Here is a 15,249-nt window from a genome sequence, read left to right as displayed (position 1 = left end):
GGAATGATGCGGTCGGTCTTGGCGACGGCGGGACGGCCGGAGCCGGCATAGGGGATGCCGAGCGCATCCCAGGTCTCGACCAGCGCGTCCTGCAGTTCGGCGATCAGTGCGTCCGAATGGAACGGTGTCGGCGTGATGCGCAGCCGCTCGGTGCCGCGCGGCACCGTCGGATAGTTGATCGGCTGGATATAGATGCCGTGCACGCCAAGCAGCCGGTCGCTCGCCATCTTGCAGAGCTCGGGGTCGCCGACCAGCACCGGCACGATATGGGTGGCCGATGCCATCACCGGCAGGCCCGCCGCGGCAAGCACCTGCTTGGTTCTGGCGGCCTGGCGCTGCTGCGCGTCGCGCTCGGCCTGCGAGCGCTTCAGGTGGCGGATCGAGGCGGTGGTGGCTGCGGCAATCGCCGGCGGCAGCGCGGTGGTGAAGATGAAGCCCGGCGCATAGGAGCGCACCGCGTCGATCACAGCACTTGTGCCGGTGATGTAGCCGCCGAGCGTGCCGAACGCCTTGGCCAGCGTGCCCTGGATGATGTCGATGCGGTCGGCCAGGCCCTCGCGTTCGGTGATGCCGCCGCCGCGCGGTCCGTACATCCCCACCGCATGCACCTCGTCGATATAGGTCATGGCGTTGTAGCGCTCGGCCAGCTCGACGATCTGCCTGATCGGCGCTATGTCGCCGTCCATCGAATAGACGCTCTCGAACACGATCAGCTTGGCGCGCTCGCGGCCCGCAGCCTGAAGCAAGCTTTCCAGATGCGCGACATCGTTGTGGCGGAAGATCTCCTGCTCGAGCTCGACCAGCGGGTTGGAGGTGCCGGAGATGTTGCGGGTGCCGCCGGCGCCCGAGCCCATCTTGCCGGCAGCGGCCTGGAAGGCGGCAATCACATCCTCGTTCTGGCCCATGCCGAGATAGTCGTTGGAGCACCAGACGGTGATTTCCTGGGCGCGGCCGTTGGAACGCCAGATGGCGCGCGGGAACTTGCCCACCATGCGCTCGAGGTCGGCGAAGACGCGGTAGCGCCGCTCCGCGTGGAGCTGGTCGATCGCATCCTCGAAAAACCGCTGGTAATTCATGTCGAGCTCCTGTGCAGCCGAAATCCGTTTTGGGTCACGCGTTGACCTACCTGGCCGACACCATACGAGGCATGCGAGAACTTCACTTTGAGCTATGTCAATTCGCGGCGCCTCTCCGGCGACCGTTTCAATGCGACTGACAGCGGCTTCAACTGCCCGAACCACGCTCGTTCAATGGACGCCGATTTGCGCCGGGGAACCTCCTGGCCGGAAAAATGTGACTCAAATCAAAGCGCGAGGCGAATCTTCGATCACACTGGCCCAATGTGGAATCCGATCGCAAGCGCGCCGTCCGGGCGCAACCTCGAACTGGCCGTCATCGACAACGATGGCGTGCACGCGCTTGTGTTCCCCTGTGAGAAGGCGCCGGCAGGCTGGAAGGATGTCGCAACCGGCGCGCGGGTCGACATCCGCCCGACCCACTGGCGTGTCTGGAATCCGGAGGAACACCAGCCTGGTTCTCTGCACAATCCGCACTGATGCGCGCCGCCCCCCGTGTGGCGTTTCTGGGCGGCACGCATTTCAGCGCGACGCGCCTTAGCTCTTCGGGTCGGCGATCAAGGCCATGCGCACCAGATGCGAGAGGCTGCTGGCGCCCATCTTGCTCATGACATTGGCGCGATGGATTTCCACGGTCCGCGGGCTGATTCCGAGATCGTAGGCAATCGTCTTGTTCGGCAGTCCCGAAACAAGGCCGTCGAGCACTTGGCGCTCCCGCTCCGACAGCGTCGCAAGATTCTTTCGAATCTCGACTGATTGCGGGTGCGCCGCGACGGGCTGGCTTCGGTGGTCGAGCGCGGAACGAATGGCGTCGATGAGCACCTGATCGTCGAATGGCTTTTCGATGAAATCGGCAGCGCCTTCCTTCATCGCCTGGACGGCGAGCGCAACGTCGGCATGGCCTGTCATCACAATCACCGGCGCGCTCAGGCCGCGTGCTCTCAACTGCCGCAGGAACTCGATGCCGTCAATGCCGGGCATACGCACATCGGTGACGATGCAGCCGTCGATCTCCTTCGGCTCCGGTGCCAGGAACGCGGTGGCCGATTCATGCAGGCGCACGGCAAAGTCGGCTGTCGCCAGAAGGAAACCCAGCGACTTGCGGACATCGACGTCATCATCGACGACATGAACGACATCATTGGCCACGGGCAACCTCGTCCTTCTCTACGGCACGCAAGGTGAACCGGAACGCGGTCCCCCCGCCGGGCATCGACTCTGCCCAAATATGACCACCGTGCGACTCGACGATAGTGCGACAAATGGACAGGCCCACTCCCATTCCCTGCTTCTTGGTGGTGACGAAAGGCTGGAAAAGCTGGGCTGAAACCTCGGGCGCCAACCCTGGGCCGGTGTCGATCACGCCGATCTCCACCATTGCATCGTGCCGTGCCTTGGTGACGACGTGCAATTCCCGGCGGGGCGCGCCTTGCATGGCCTCCACGGCGTTTCTCATCAGGTTCAGCAAGACCTGCTCAATCTGGATCCGGTCGGTCAAGACCAGTTCGGCCGACGGATCGAGATCGTAGCTGACGCGCACATCCGCCTCCCTGGCGCCGACCAGAGCCAGCGATGAAGCGTCCTCGATGAGCGCCGACAGGCGTTCGACCTGGCGCTCGCTTTCGCCCCTGGCGACAAAATCCCTGAGACGACGGATGACGTCGCCGGCGCGCAAGGCCTGTTCGGCGGCCTTCTCGACGGCTTCCCGCAACATTGGGGCATTGTCGTCCCTGCTCTTCTCGAGCAGACGGCGGCTGCCCTTCAGGTAGTTCGTGATTGCCGTCAGAGGCTGGTTTATCTCATGCGCCAATGTGGAGGCCATTTCGCCGAGCGCGGTGAAACGCGCCATATGCAGGAGCTCCTGCTGCTGCTCCTGCATCCGGGCTTCCGTTCTGTGGCGCTCCGTCAGGTCGCGGCAGAAGCCGGTAAAGAAACGGCCCGTTCCCGGATGCATTTCGCCGACCGCGAGTTCCATCGGAAAGGTCGAGCCGTCCTTGCGCATCCCGGTTACCGTTCTGCCGAGCCCGATAATGCGGCGTTCTCCGGTCGTCAGGTAACGCTGTATGTATATGTCGTGCTCCTCCCGGTACGGCGAGGGCATCAGCATCTTGACGTTTTGCCCGACGACTTCGCCGGCCTTGTAGCCAAACAGCGTCTCGGCCGCCGTGCTGAAGGATTGGATGTTGGCGCCTTCGTCGATGACGATCATCGCATCGGGAACCGTCGCCAGGATCGAACGCAGGTGATCCTCACGCAGCTGCAGCGCGGCATTGGCGAACGACAGGTCGCTGACGTCGGTGCCCTGAACAAAGATTGCGGTGATCTGGCCATCCCTGGCCCTGACGGGCTGGTAGACGAAGTCCAGGATACTCTCCTCCGCAAGGCCGGTTTGGACATTGCGCAGGATGATCTTGGCATTGCGGCCGACATAGGGCTCGCCGGTTTGGCTGACGCGATCGAGCAATTCGAAGAATCCCTGACCCTCGAGTTCAGGCAAGGCCTCGCGAACCGACTTGCCTATGACCTGCCGATGGCCGATCAAGCGCTGGTAAGCGGCGTTGGTCAGCTGAAAGACATGGCCCGGCTCGCTGAGCAAGGTCATGAAACCCGGAGCTTGGTCGAACATCAGGGCGAGAAGCTCGTGGTCCGGCAAGCTGTCGACGGCCAGTGGCGATGCTCTGGCTGCTTCTGGCCGGCCCTGTTCCGTCTTGCTCACGAGCGGTCTCCGGATCGAGAAACAGCAGCGATCGCCGATTTGGCACTCATCATTCCGCCCGCCAAACAGCCGCACCGCTGTGACGATTTGATCTGTATCAAGGCGCCCCAGGCTCGCACAATGCAAGTGACAAGGCATTCCGCTTTCCGGGCGAGGTGCCTGCATGTCCTATAAAACGATAATCGTCAATCTGGCCGTTGATACAGACCCCGCGCCGGTCGTGAAGCTGGCGGCGGAACTGGCGCAGCGCTTCGATGCTCACCTCGTCGGCCTTGCCGCAGCCGACGTTCCGCCTTTGGTGTCCACGGGAGAGGGCCTGGTCTACGAAGGCGAGGTCATGCAGATCCAGCGCACCGAGATCGAGAAGCGCCTTGCCGGATTGCGCGATATCTTCGAGAAGCTCGTCCCGGGCTCGGTCAGCAGCGAATGGACGCAATACATCTGCGGACCGACCCGCGCCCTCGGCCTTGCGGCCCGCTCAGCCGATCTCATCGTGACCTCCGATGGCGGGGAGGATGTCTTCCGCGCCGTCGACGTTGGAAGCCTCGTGCTCGGCGCCGGTCGCCCTGTGCTGGTCACCGCGGGCAATGCCGAGCACCTCCTGGGCAAGACCGTCCTTGTCGCCTGGAAGGACAGCCGGGAAGCGCGAAGAGCCCTATCGGATTCCCTGCCGTTTCTAACCAAGGCCAACGAGGTGGTCGTCGCCACGATGGAAACCGAGTCCGGGGAGGATGTGCGAAACAGCCTCGCCGACGTCGCGGTCTTTCTGGAACAGCATGGCGTGATGGCGCGAACCGAAGTGATCGCCGGCGATGCGGATGGCGGCAGGCTGGCGGCGTTTGCGCGCTCAATCCACGCCGATCTGATCGTCTCCGGCGCCTATGGTCACAGCCGGCTGCGGGAATGGGCCTTCGGCGGGGTCACACGCACGCTCATCGGCGAGAGCAATATCAATCGCCTGTTGTCGAACTGATCGGTCGGCCATGGTCACCGGTGGAGCCGATCCGACGGAACGGGCGGCGGTCCGGCCCGCCGAACCGCAGTCGACTGGCCGCGCGCCCGACATCGCCAAGCAGGCCTACTGGTCGCTTGAGACAGATCGGCTGGTTGGACTACTGGAGACCTCCACTTCCGGACTGCTGAGCGCGGATGCCGCGGCCCGGCTTGCCAAATTCGGACGAAACGCTCTGGCGCCTCAGTCGAACCGATCGGCATTGGCTGTATTCGCGCAACAGTTTCGCAGCCCGCTGGTCCTGATCCTGGTCTTTGCCGCCGCCGTTTCGGTGTTCGTCGGCGAGGGTCATGAAGCAGCAATCATCGGCGCGATTGTGCTTGCCAGCTGTATCCTTAGCTTCACTCAGGAATATGGGGCCTCTCGTGCCATGGAGGCGCTGCAGCAGCGCATCTCCCGCAAGGCCACCGTGCTTCGGGACAGCTTCGAACGGACTGTCGATGTCGAGAATATCGTTCCTGGCGACGTCGTCTGCTTGTCGGCGGGAAATCTCATCCCCGTCGATGGTGTCGTCCTGGAGTCGCGGGATTTCAACGTCAGCGAATCCGTTCTGACCGGCGAAACCTTTCCCGTCGTGAAATCCCCCGGCCGTTCCGCGCCCGAAGCCGGCATCGCGCGACGGACCAATGCCGTGTTCACCGGCACCTCGGTTCGCAGCGGAACGGCGAAGGTGCTTGCCGTCGCGACGGGAGCGCGGACCGAGTTCGCGTCGATCGCTGAAGCCCTGGAGCGGCGTATCCCGGAAACCGAGTTCGCCAGAGGCATCAGAATGTTCGGATACCTGATGACCGAGATCATGCTTGCGATCGTCATCATGGTGTTCTTCGCCAATGTGATGCTCAACCGGCCGCTGATCGAATCCCTTTTGTTTTCGCTCGCCCTCGCTGTCGGCCTGACGCCTGAACTGCTTCCCGCAATCATCAGCGTCACCTTGGCCAAAGGCGCGCGGACCATGGCCGCCAGCGGCGTCATCGTGCGTCGCCTCGACGCGATCGAGAACCTCGGCAGCATGGACCTGCTCTGCACCGACAAGACAGGAACACTGACGGAGGGCGTCATTCACCTCGATGGATCGTTCGATGTCGAGGGCACCGCTTCGAAGGACGTCCTGCTTTGGGCGCGGCTGAACGCGACCTTGCAGACAGGGCTCAAGAATCCCCTTGACGAGGCAATTGCAAGTGCTCCGCATGGTCAGGAGGATCTGTCCGGTTTTACCAAGATCGACGAGATCCCTTACGATTTTGTCCGCAAGCGGCTGTCCGTCGCCGCGCAAGACAGTTCGTGCGAACAGATCCTCATTACCAAGGGAGCCGTCCAGAACGTCGTCGAGGCTTGTGGTTTCGTTCAAGGCCCGCACGGCTTGGCACCCCTTGGCGCGGCGGAGCGCCAGGCGATCGACGACAAATTCAGGCGCTGGGGCGCGCAAGGGTATCGCGTTCTTGGCCTGGCGATCCGGAGATTTCGGGATAAAGCGGGCTTCAGCCGTGACGACGAAACCGGAATGGCATTCGCGGGCTTCCTGCTCTTTCTCGATCCCCCGAAGGAGGGTGTGCGGAAAACACTGTCGGCGCTTGCCGACCGCGGCATTGGCGTAAAGGTCATTTCCGGCGACAACCGCTATGTCGCCGCGCACCTGGCCGAGGCTGTAGGCCTCCGGTCCGACAGGATCATGACCGGCGAAGACCTGTCGAAACTGACGAAGAATGGGCTTCTCGCCAGTGTGCGCCACACCGATCTCTTCGTGGAGATCGATCCGAACCAGAAGGAGCGAATTGTCGAGGCGCTGCGCCGGAGCGGCCACGTCGTCGGCTATCTTGGCGACGGCATCAACGACGCGCCGGCGCTTCATGAAGCCGACATCGGCATTTCGGTCGATACCGCCGTGGATGTCGCGCGCGAGGCAGCGGACATCATCTTGCTGAAGCGCGACCTGGGCGTATTGGTGCGGGGCGTCGATGACGGCCGAAAGACCTTCGCCAACACGATGAAATACATCTCCATCACGACCAGCGCCAATTTCGGCAACATGATCAGCATGGCGGCGGCCTCGCTCTATCTGCCGTTCCTGCCGCTGCTGGCCAAGCAGATCCTGCTGAACAATTTCCTCTCCGACATCCCGGCTCTGGCGATCGCGGGTGACAATGTCGATGCCGACCAGGTGCGCAGGCCGCGTCACTGGGACATCCGTTTCGTCAGGCGTTTCATGGTGAGCTTCGGGCTGGTAAGCTCCCTATTCGACTTTGCAACCTTCGCGTTCCTTCTACTGGCCGTTCATGCCACGGCAGCCACGTTTCAGACCGCGTGGTTCGTGGAATCCGTGCTCACCGAGCTTGCCATCGTGCTCGTCGTGCGAACCCACAAAAGGCCGTGGCGCAGCCGTCCCAGCCATTTGCTCGCGGGCCTGACCCTCGGCGTCGGCATCATCTCCATCGCCGTCCCCTTTGCCCCGTTCGCCAGCTGGTTCGGGTTCGTGCCTCTGGCAGGACCGGTACTGGCCGGGCTGCTCGCGATCACCGCGCTGTACGTGCTTGTGTCGGAGGTCACCAAAAGCTGGCTCTTCGCCCATGGCAGCCGCGGCAAGCGCAGACGAAAAGCGATTGGCCCACATCTGGATCGAGCCACGACCAAACCGGGCAGCATTGCGGGTTAAGCCGGGGGAGGCAGCTCGATGACCGCCGCAGGGCACCACTCGCACCGGTCTACAAGTGTAAGGGCGCGCTTCCTGTATGGCGGCGGATCGAGGCCGAACATCGAAACGTCACCCTCCAACCGCGGCCTTGGTGACGTTCACGCCAAGGTCGTAGACCAGCTGCCCGCCATAATAGCCCGTTACGGTGACCAGCGCCGCGCCGGCTATTTCAATCGCGGGAATGGCCGGAGCCAGCGTGCCGAGCTCTCGATTTCGCACCCACAGGACGAGCCGCAGCAGGCCCCAGCCCAGAAAGGTCAGGGCACTGATCCCGCCCAGGCCCTCATGGATTTCCGCTATCCCGCTGCTGAAGCCGGCGGCCTCCGCGTGGTCGAGGGCCATGCCGCCGAAGTACCACGTGCAGACGGCAAACAACCCCGCCCCGACGGCGGCAAAGGTGGAAATCGTCCCCACGCCCGAGCGCGTCGTCACGGCGTTGCGGTGGCTGAGCGCGGCAAGGTCGATGATCACGAGCGCGTACATGAGCACGATTGGGAAATGCACGAGCATAGGGTGGATATGCTGAATTTCGGGCATCGCGGATATTCTCCAGGGGGATTAGGGTGATGGTGGTTGTACGTTCGATCGGCCCTCAGTCGTCGCTGTCCCCGAATTCCGCGTCTTCCCGATCGCTGCGCCTGCCGGCTACGGGCTTGTCGTCGCCGCATTCGTCGTCGCCGACACCTTTGACCGACTTGGGCCCGGTGACGCTCATCATCGGGATGGACTCGAGGTCGATTGTTGCGGAAGAACCGGCGGGTGCGGCCGCGCATGATCCGTGGTCGGATTCCGCGGCGGCGGGTATGACAAAAGCGGCCAGGCCGCCAAGGGCGACAAGCAAGACAGGAAGATTGCGCATGGTTTCGTATCCTTCTCCGCGCACCCGCCATCGGGCGCGATGGTCCTTGATAGAGATGTGCCCCTTGCCGCCGGCTGACGATGATTGACAGCGGTTTGACAGCTTCCGCATGCGACAGCTCTTTTCCATGAAAACCATATCGATGAGCCTGGCAGCTCTGGGCGTGGCCGCGCTTGTGATGACCTTGCCGTCGGCCCTCAGGGCGCAGGACGATGACGACGATCATGATCGGGCGCGCGATCTTTATGAGCGCGGCGAAATCGAGGGTCTTGCCGATATCATGGCCATCGTGCGCGCCAAGGCTCCCGGCGAGATCGTTTCGGTCGATCTCATTCGCGCCGGAGGCAAGTGGATTTATCGGTTCCAGGTGGTCGCCGCTGACGGCCGGCGCCGGATCGTTGACGTCGATGCCGGCGCGGGCGGTGTCTTGGGCGATGAAGGCGGCCACAGATGAAGATCCTCGTGGCTGAAGACGAACCGCGCATCGCGGCCGACATCGCGGCGGTCCTGAAGTCCTCGGGCATGGCCGTCGACATCGTGGACAATGGTGAAGCGGCCTGGTTCGCGGGCGATGTCGAGAACTTCGACGCGGCGATTCTCGACCTCGGCCTGCCGAAGCTCGACGGCCTCACGGTGCTGAAGCGCTGGCGCGCCAATGGCCGCCGCTTTCCCGTCCTCATCCTGACAGCGAGGGGGCTGTGGACCGAGCGTGTGGAGGGCATCAACGCCGGCGCCGACGACTATCTTCCAAAGCCTTTCGAAATGGAGGAGCTTCTGGCGCGGCTGCGAGCCATCCTGCGGCGCTCGAGCGGGCAGGCCGCACCGGTGCTGAAATCAGGCCCTTTGCTGCTCGACACGCGCCAGATGCGCATCTCGCTTCGCGGCGTTCCGGTGGCGCTTTCGCCGCTGGAATATCGGCTTCTCGCGTTCCTGATGCATCACGCCGGCCGTGTGGTTGCGTCGACCGAGCTTGCCGAGCATCTGTACAGTTCCGACAACGAACGCGATCCCAACACCATCGAGGTCATCGTCGCGCGTCTGCGGCGCAAGCTTGGCAGCAACGTCATCAAGACGCGGCGCGGTTTCGGTTACTTTGTCCCCGACGGGCCGGATTGATGCGCAATTCGATCCGTTTCAGGCTCTGGTCGGCCGCGGCGATATCGATTGTCATCGCCCTTGCCATCGCTGGTGTAGGTCTTCGCTATCTGTTCGAACTGAATGTCGAAAGGCGTGTTGTCAGCGAGTTGACGGACGATCTCAATGAACTGATCGCCGCGACGAGCTTCACGGCCGATGGCCGTCTGTTGGTGGCGTCCACGCTGGCCGACCAACGCTTCGCCAGCCCGCTGTCCGGGCATTACTGGCAAGTGGAGGATGTGGGCACCCACAGCCTCGTTCGGTCGCGTTCCCTGTGGGATGCAACGCTGGCCCTGCCCAAACAGGCTGCCAATGGCGAGCTGCAGAAGGAAGAACTCAAGGGGCCGGGTGGCGAGCTCACCGTCGCCGTCGTTCGTACGATCACCGATGCCGACGGGCGGGCCTTTCGCGCCGTCGTGGCGGAAGACCATCGCAATGTGGAAGTTTCCGTTGGCGAGTATGTCCGTGACCTTGCGCCGGCCCTCATTGTGCTGGCCTCCGCCCTGATGGGAGCTTTCTTCATCCAGATCACCGTCGGCCTGGCGCCGCTGGAAAGCCTGAGGATCGCCGTCAAGAACGTGATCGCGCAGCGGACGGCACGGTTGGACGTGGCCGCGCCGAGCGAAGTGCAGCCGCTCGCCGACGAGATCAACCGTCTGCTCGACGCCCAGGAGAAAGCCCTCTCTCGGGCGCGCTCGCGCGCCACCGATCTCGCCCACGGCCTCAAGACGCCGCTGCAGGTCCTGTCCGCCGACATCCGGACACTGCGCAAGAAGGGCGAAAGCGAGCTTGCCGACGAAATCGAGAAGAGCGCGAGCGCGATTCGCCGCCACGTCGAGCGGGAGTTGGCACGCGCTCGTCTGGCGCCCGGCGTTTCCGGCGATGCCGCTTGCCTTGTCCGGGAGGTGGCGAGCGGCGTGGTTGCGGTGGTCAAGCGCACGCCGAGGGGCAAGCAGCTCTCATTCGTCATCGATGCCGCCGAGGATTTCATCGCGCCGGTCGACGAGGGCAACCTATCCGAGATTCTTGGCAATCTGGTCGAGAACGCGGCGCGTTTCGCGAGGTCCGTGGTTCATGTGAGCGCATCGGCACGCGCAGGCGAGGTGATCATCAAGGTGGTCGATGATGGGCCGGGCATTCCCGAGGCCGCCCTGAACGCCGCTCTGGTGCGTGGCGTTCAGCTTGACAGCAAGGGCGGCGGCAACGGCCTCGGCCTGGCGATCGTTTCGGATATCGTCGAAGCCTATGGCGGCCGTCTCGAAATGGCCAATGCCAATTCCGGCCTGGCGGTGACCATCCACCTGCCACGGCATGGTTGAGCGTTCAGGCGAATCCGGGGAAATAGTCGACTTTGATCCGGGAACGGCGAACCCCCATGGCCAGCAGCTTCCCGCGCAGCGCCTTGACCATGACCTGCGGGCCGGAGATGTAGAAGGTGCGTTCGAGATAGTCGGGCATTGTGAGGCGCACCAGGCGCGCGTCGATATAGCCCGGGTACTGCCCGCGCTCAGCACCCTCGGCTACCGCATGGAACGTCTTTATTCCGAGTTCGCGTCTCGCCCGGCCAAGCACGTCTCGATAGGCGATGTCGTCCTGACTCTCCGTGCCGTAGAGGACAACGACAGGGCGCGCTTCCTGGCGGTCGATCAGATATTGCAGCATCGAACGGAATGGCGTGATGCCGATGCCGCCGGCCAGGAAAGCGATCTTGGTGTTCGGATCGGATGGAAGCGTGAAATCGCCGGCCAGTTGCGACGCGTGGATCGTGGCGCCGGGTTTCATGCCACCCAGCGCCTGCTTGAAGGCGCTCGACCGCGGATAGAACTTGACACCCAGCCGCACCGATTGCTCGGTGGGCGATGAGGCGACCGTGAAGTAGCGGCGGTTGCCGCGATTGTCGGGACGGTCGAGGCCAAGTGTCCATTCGAGGTACTGGCCCGCCTGGAAGGCGAGCTTCCGCTGCGACCTGAAGATGAAGTCGTAGCTGTCGACGGCGGTTTGCTCGATGCGTTCCAAAGTCAACACGAACCGCCCCTTCGGGCTCACGGCGTAAGCGAAGAGGTTACCCGCCAGGAGAGCGAGCTCGGGCGTGAAATAGAACGAGCCGATATGGATGTTGGGCGCGAACAGAAAGCCGACGATGGCGGCAAAGGCGATACGCGGCCAGCGTGTCGTCGGAGCCGTTAGCGGCTCGGTCAGCATGACGAAGGCGAAGAACAGCAGCGGCGACGAGCTGAAGGTCTCCGCGAGCGCGGCGCCATATTGGGATGGGTCGGTGGTCGCCAGTATCGTCGCCAGCGCCACTGCGAGAAACGTGGCAACGAGATCGAGCCGGCGCAGCTTGCGCACGACAAGAGCGCCGCCCACAAGCACCAGGGGGAAGAGCCAGATGTTGCCGCCCACCCACCATGTGGCGGGATGATCGAGCAGGAGCGCTGTCAACGCAACGCCAAGGGCGGCCGGATTGAACAGGTGCTTCCCGCCGACGGCCAGGATGTATTTCGACGAGATGGCCCAGACCGAGGCGAACGCCACGGCGCCGATGGCCTTGGCATCGGTGGGGGCAATCGGATCGAGAATGAGCGCCAGGATCAGCGCGGTGATGTAGACGGACTCGCTGTTGGCCGGAACCCCGAAGATGCGTGCAAAAACCCTGTTGGTGATCCAGCACGTGGCCAGCACCAGGGCGGTCATGAAAGCGAGTGCTGTTGGATCATGCGGCACAAGCTTCAGGAAGCCGAAGACGAAGGCGGCGATCAGCAAGGCCGCCAGGTAGTAGAGCACCAGCCGGTACATTGTGAGGTGGTCGAGAAGCCGGTCGAGGGTCTTGATCATGGCTGGCAGAAGGCTCCGAAGCCGCTTGTCGGCGTGGCACGGCGGTTGCTGTCGATGAGATATCCTTCGAGCCCCGGCGTCTGCTCGATAAAGAGGATGCCGTCCCTTCCCATCGCAAAGGCGGCGGTGGCGAAGCGGTCGGCCTCGAGCACGTTGGAGCCGATGACGGTGAGGCTGACGATGTCGCTGATCGGGTCATGAGCCGCGCGAGGATTGTAGATGTGCTGCCCGCGCGCATATGTGCCGGAAGTGGCCACGCCATGTCCGCGCGGATAGACCACCTTGACGATCTCGTCCGCGTGGAACGGGTTGCGGATGCCGACGCTCCAGTCTCGGCCGGAGGCATTCCTGCCGCAGGATTGGATGTCGCCGCCCGCCTCGATGAAGAAGTCGCCGACATTCGCCCCGCGGGCGATTTCGGCCGCGTTACGGATAGCCCAGCCCTTGACGATGCCGGAGGGATCGAGCACGCCGTCAGGCCTGCGGATATCGAAATACCCGGCGGTTTCCCTTCTGGTCTGCTCGGCGATCCTCATCACGTCGATCATCTGGCCGCTCCAGTCGCGGACCGGAATGTCGCCCCGGTTTATGGCGGAGATCTCGCTGTCTGGACGGTAAGTGCTGAAACGCCGGTCGACATCGTCGAAATAGTCGAAGACCTTCCCGACAAGATCGCCGGCCGCGCCGCCGAGGTCGACGGTGATGGGCATGCCCATCATGATCCTCGTCTCGCGCATGGAATTACGATGACGCCTTCTTCAGGGCGCCACCCAGCGATTGGATAAAAGCCCTGCTTGTCAGCGTGGCGCCCGAGATGATGTCGACGTCAGCGCTTTGCGCGCTGATCGCCTCGTCGCGCAGCATGGGCAAGGCCTGGCGGTTGATGCTGACGGAGGTGCGGCGGTCATTGGGGTATTTCAGGACCTTGAGCGCCGTCAGGCGGCCGCCCTGGACGAGCGCCTGGATCTGGATGATGCCATAGTAGGCGTCGGCCGCGGGGCCGGTGTAGACCCCGTCGGCATAGCCATGGGCCGCGAGCTTCATGCCGGTATGAATGACCCGCGCGAGGGCCTGCGGATATGTGGGGCGCGGCTGCGGGATCGGGATATACACCGCAGGTGTCACCGCGAATGTCGGCGCACCCGGCGTGGGCGCACTCGCGGCTGCCGGCGCGGGATCTTGTTTCGGCGGCGGGGGCGCCGGCTTCACGGCCAGCGGCGGATCGGCAGGCGGTGCCGGCTTTGGAGCCGTTGCGATCGACGCTGTGGTGTCCGCTTTGACTTCGACCGGCCGCTGTGGGGTTGCCTCCCGTCGCGCCTCTTGGGGAATTTTACGCTGGGACTTCGCCGGCGCCACCTCCGGATCGGCCAACGCCGATGGGCCGGCCGATGGGACCAATGGCTGCGAAGAGCCCTGCGTTGCGGCATTGGCGGCGCCATCCATATCGACCAGGTCGTTGGCCGGTGGCGTGCCGGCCTGATCCCAGACATAGGCGCCCGACGAGGCGATCACGAAGAGCGACAAGGCGATCTGTTTCATAAGCATTGCATCCTGGCTTCAGGGGCGCGCAACGGCCGGACCGTCGCATGCCCTCTCACCGCAATATCTCACGAGTTAGCTGACAGCTGGCTGTCAGCGCAGCTTGGCCTGCGAAAAGTGGCGCCGGCAAATCCATGCAGCCGTTTGACTTGGATCAGGGCATTTGCTCCCATCACGGAGCAATGAAGCTGCATTCCTGTGCTTGGCGATGTGGAGGCAACACAATGGCAACTTCCAACTGTTCATCACCGCGATCATGAGCCGTCTTCACACTGAAAATCATCTTGTGTCGCGCGTTGGCTGGCTGCGGGCCGCCGTGCTCGGCGCCAATGACGGCATCGTTTCGACGGCCAGCCTGATCATCGGGGTTGCGGCCGCCAACGCCACCACGACCGGTGTCCTCGTGGCGGGTGTCGCCGGCCTTGTGGCCGGCGCCATGTCGATGGCCGCCGGCGAATATGTATCCGTCAGTTCCCAGGCCGATACCGAGAAGGCGGATCTCTCCCGTGAACGGGAGGAACTGGCGACCCAGCCGGAATTCGAGAGACAGGAGCTTGCGCAGATCTATATCGATCGCGGCGTGGAGCCTCACCTGGCGTTGCAGGTGGCTGACCAGTTGATGGCCAAGGACGCGCTCGGCGCCCATGCCCGCGACGAGCTCGGTATCTCCGAGGCAACCGCCGCACGGCCCATCCTGGCCGCGCTGGCTTCCGCGGCGGCGTTTTCAATCGGTGCGGTCATGCCCCTGGCGATGGTGCTGATTTCGCCGCCCTCGAGACTTGTTGCCGTAGTCTCGCTCGCATCGTTGCTGTTCCTCGCGGTGTTGGGTGCAATCGGTGCGAGGGCCGGTGGCGCCAATGTGTGGAAGGCGACGGCTCGCGTCACCTTTTGGGGAGCGCTGGCGATGGCCCTGACGGCCGGCATTGGCGCGATGTTTGGTACCACGGGCTAGGCCGGCCGGTTCACCCGGGTTGATCGAGATCAATGCCGCGCGCTGCCTGGCATGGCAATTGTTTGGCCGTCTGAGGAGTGTGCCGGCATGAGCTTTCTCGAATATCTGATGGGCGCTGACGCCCGAACCGCCTTGATGGGACGCATGATGCAGAAAATGGGCGTCGACAGGCAACTGCGAGTCGTGGCGGACCACGTCGCCGTCACCAATCGCGCCGTGGACCGATGCCGCTCCTGCGGCCACCAGGATGAATGCGCGGCCTGGCTCGACGAAACCGGGCATGCGGATCACCCGCCGGCCTATTGCCGCAATGGCGACTTGATTGCGCGTCTGCAGTCTATCCGTTGATCGAGCAACGACGCCGCGGCCTTGATAGGTTGCCGCTGTGAGCCGCCCGGGCTACCCCAGCCGAGAACAGGCGGCTTCGTCCCCTG

The 15,249-nt window shown here is 63.6% G+C and carries 16 protein-coding genes; 8 read left to right on the top strand and 8 right to left on the bottom strand.

Going from position 1 to position 15,249, the window contains the following annotated elements:
- A partial coding sequence (gene hemA / locus DPM35_RS31420; protein WP_112131367.1) for a 5-aminolevulinate synthase occupies nt 1–1,076 on the bottom strand: 1,076 nt, incomplete at its 3' end.
- A gap of 87 nt (nt 1,077–1,163) precedes the next feature.
- Here hemA and DPM35_RS33255 point away from each other — a divergent pair.
- Nucleotides 1,164–1,556, top strand: a complete 393-nt coding sequence (locus DPM35_RS33255) for a hypothetical protein (protein WP_342633686.1) — start codon at nt 1,164–1,166, stop codon at nt 1,554–1,556.
- A gap of 57 nt (nt 1,557–1,613) precedes the next feature.
- Here the strand turns inward: DPM35_RS33255 and fixJ are convergent, their stop codons facing one another.
- Entirely contained in the window at nt 1,614–2,225 is a 612-nt protein-coding gene (gene fixJ / locus DPM35_RS31410) for a response regulator FixJ (protein ID WP_112131380.1), read from the bottom strand.
- Nucleotides 2,215–3,702, bottom strand: a complete 1,488-nt coding sequence (locus tag DPM35_RS31405; protein ID WP_112131379.1) for a PAS domain S-box protein — start codon at nt 3,700–3,702, stop codon at nt 2,215–2,217. The genes fixJ and DPM35_RS31405 overlap by 11 nt, the downstream gene beginning before the upstream one ends.
- A gap of 253 nt (nt 3,703–3,955) precedes the next feature.
- Between DPM35_RS31405 and DPM35_RS31400 the strand changes: the two genes are divergently transcribed.
- Both DPM35_RS31400 and mgtA read left to right on the top strand, forming a co-directional pair.
- Nucleotides 3,956–4,765, top strand: a complete 810-nt coding sequence (locus DPM35_RS31400) for a universal stress protein (protein WP_112131365.1) — start codon at nt 3,956–3,958, stop codon at nt 4,763–4,765.
- Between the two features lie 10 nt (nt 4,766–4,775).
- A complete protein-coding gene (mgtA, locus tag DPM35_RS31395; RefSeq protein ID WP_112131364.1) occupies nt 4,776–7,454 on the top strand; it encodes a magnesium-translocating P-type ATPase in 2,679 nt (892 codons plus the stop codon).
- Between the two features lie 108 nt (nt 7,455–7,562).
- Here the strand turns inward: mgtA and DPM35_RS31390 are convergent, their stop codons facing one another.
- Nucleotides 7,563–8,030 carry a DUF2231 domain-containing protein gene (locus DPM35_RS31390; RefSeq protein ID WP_112131363.1) on the bottom strand — a complete coding sequence of 156 codons (468 nt, stop codon included), beginning with the start codon at nt 8,028–8,030 and terminating at the stop codon, nt 7,563–7,565.
- 55 nt (nt 8,031–8,085) lie between these two features.
- A complete protein-coding gene (locus DPM35_RS31385) occupies nt 8,086–8,463 on the bottom strand; it encodes a hypothetical protein (RefSeq protein WP_112131362.1) in 378 nt (125 codons plus the stop codon).
- A gap of 31 nt (nt 8,464–8,494) precedes the next feature.
- On the opposite strand from DPM35_RS31385, the gene DPM35_RS31380 reads away from it, so the two are divergent.
- The 3 genes from DPM35_RS31380 to DPM35_RS31370 are packed head-to-tail and all read left to right on the top strand — an operon-like array spanning nt 8,495 to nt 10,808.
- On the top strand, nt 8,495–8,806 hold the full coding sequence (locus tag DPM35_RS31380) for a PepSY domain-containing protein (protein WP_245431741.1): 312 nt from the start codon (nt 8,495–8,497) through the stop codon (nt 8,804–8,806).
- A complete protein-coding gene (locus tag DPM35_RS31375) occupies nt 8,803–9,468 on the top strand; it encodes a response regulator transcription factor (RefSeq protein ID WP_112131361.1) in 666 nt (221 codons plus the stop codon). The genes DPM35_RS31380 and DPM35_RS31375 overlap by 4 nt, the downstream gene beginning before the upstream one ends.
- Entirely contained in the window at nt 9,468–10,808 is a 1,341-nt protein-coding gene (locus DPM35_RS31370) for a sensor histidine kinase (RefSeq protein ID WP_112131360.1), read from the top strand. The genes DPM35_RS31375 and DPM35_RS31370 overlap by 1 nt, the downstream gene beginning before the upstream one ends.
- Before the next feature lie 4 nt (nt 10,809–10,812).
- Here DPM35_RS31370 and DPM35_RS31365 read toward each other — a convergent pair whose 3' ends face one another.
- The 3 genes from DPM35_RS31365 to DPM35_RS31355 are packed head-to-tail and all read right to left on the bottom strand — an operon-like array spanning nt 10,813 to nt 13,863.
- Nucleotides 10,813–12,324, bottom strand: coding sequence for an RnfABCDGE type electron transport complex subunit D (locus DPM35_RS31365; protein WP_112131359.1), 1,512 nt, complete (start codon nt 12,322–12,324; stop codon nt 10,813–10,815).
- Nucleotides 12,321–13,043: an FAD:protein FMN transferase gene (locus tag DPM35_RS31360; RefSeq protein ID WP_245431739.1), complete on the bottom strand. Its 723-nt coding sequence runs from the start codon at nt 13,041–13,043 to the stop codon at nt 12,321–12,323. The genes DPM35_RS31365 and DPM35_RS31360 overlap by 4 nt, the downstream gene beginning before the upstream one ends.
- 22 nt (nt 13,044–13,065) lie before the next feature.
- A complete protein-coding gene (locus DPM35_RS31355) occupies nt 13,066–13,863 on the bottom strand; it encodes an FMN-binding protein (RefSeq protein WP_112131357.1) in 798 nt (265 codons plus the stop codon).
- 256 nt (nt 13,864–14,119) lie between these two features.
- Here DPM35_RS31355 and DPM35_RS31350 point away from each other — a divergent pair, with 256 nt between their 5' ends.
- On the top strand, nt 14,120–14,815 hold the full coding sequence (locus DPM35_RS31350) for a VIT1/CCC1 transporter family protein (protein WP_112131377.1): 696 nt from the start codon (nt 14,120–14,122) through the stop codon (nt 14,813–14,815).
- Between the two features lie 87 nt (nt 14,816–14,902).
- A complete protein-coding gene (locus tag DPM35_RS31345) occupies nt 14,903–15,163 on the top strand; it encodes a DUF6455 family protein (protein ID WP_112131356.1) in 261 nt (86 codons plus the stop codon).
- The last annotated feature ends 86 nt before the right edge of the window (nt 15,164–15,249 follow it).

The sequence above is a fragment of the Mesorhizobium atlanticum genome (assembly GCF_003289965.1).
GTDB classification, from domain to species: Bacteria; Pseudomonadota; Alphaproteobacteria; order Rhizobiales; family Rhizobiaceae; genus Mesorhizobium; species Mesorhizobium atlanticum.
The sequence above is the reverse complement of the archived record's forward strand: the minus strand, read 5'-3'. Positions and strand labels throughout refer to the sequence as shown.

Coding starts and splice junctions, on each gene's coding strand:
- DPM35_RS31405 (WP_112131379.1), bottom strand. CDS start 3,702: ATGTTCGACCAAGCTCCGGGTTTCATGACCTTGCTCAGCGAGCCGGGC.
- DPM35_RS31400 (WP_112131365.1), top strand. CDS start 3,956: ATGTCCTATAAAACGATAATCGTCAATCTGGCCGTTGATACAGACCCC.
- mgtA (WP_112131364.1), top strand. CDS start 4,776: ATGGTCACCGGTGGAGCCGATCCGACGGAACGGGCGGCGGTCCGGCCC.
- DPM35_RS31390 (WP_112131363.1), bottom strand. CDS start 8,030: ATGCCCGAAATTCAGCATATCCACCCTATGCTCGTGCATTTCCCAATC.
- DPM35_RS31385 (WP_112131362.1), bottom strand. CDS start 8,463: ATGCGGAAGCTGTCAAACCGCTGTCAATCATCGTCAGCCGGCGGCAAG.
- DPM35_RS31380 (WP_245431741.1), top strand. CDS start 8,495: ATGAGCCTGGCAGCTCTGGGCGTGGCCGCGCTTGTGATGACCTTGCCG.
- DPM35_RS31375 (WP_112131361.1), top strand. CDS start 8,803: ATGAAGATCCTCGTGGCTGAAGACGAACCGCGCATCGCGGCCGACATC.
- DPM35_RS31370 (WP_112131360.1), top strand. CDS start 9,468: ATGCGCAATTCGATCCGTTTCAGGCTCTGGTCGGCCGCGGCGATATCG.
- DPM35_RS31365 (WP_112131359.1), bottom strand. CDS start 12,324: ATGATCAAGACCCTCGACCGGCTTCTCGACCACCTCACAATGTACCGG.
- DPM35_RS31360 (WP_245431739.1), bottom strand. CDS start 13,043: ATGATGGGCATGCCCATCACCGTCGACCTCGGCGGCGCGGCCGGCGAT.
- DPM35_RS31355 (WP_112131357.1), bottom strand. CDS start 13,863: ATGAAACAGATCGCCTTGTCGCTCTTCGTGATCGCCTCGTCGGGCGCC.
- DPM35_RS31350 (WP_112131377.1), top strand. CDS start 14,120: ATGAGCCGTCTTCACACTGAAAATCATCTTGTGTCGCGCGTTGGCTGG.
- DPM35_RS31345 (WP_112131356.1), top strand. CDS start 14,903: ATGAGCTTTCTCGAATATCTGATGGGCGCTGACGCCCGAACCGCCTTG.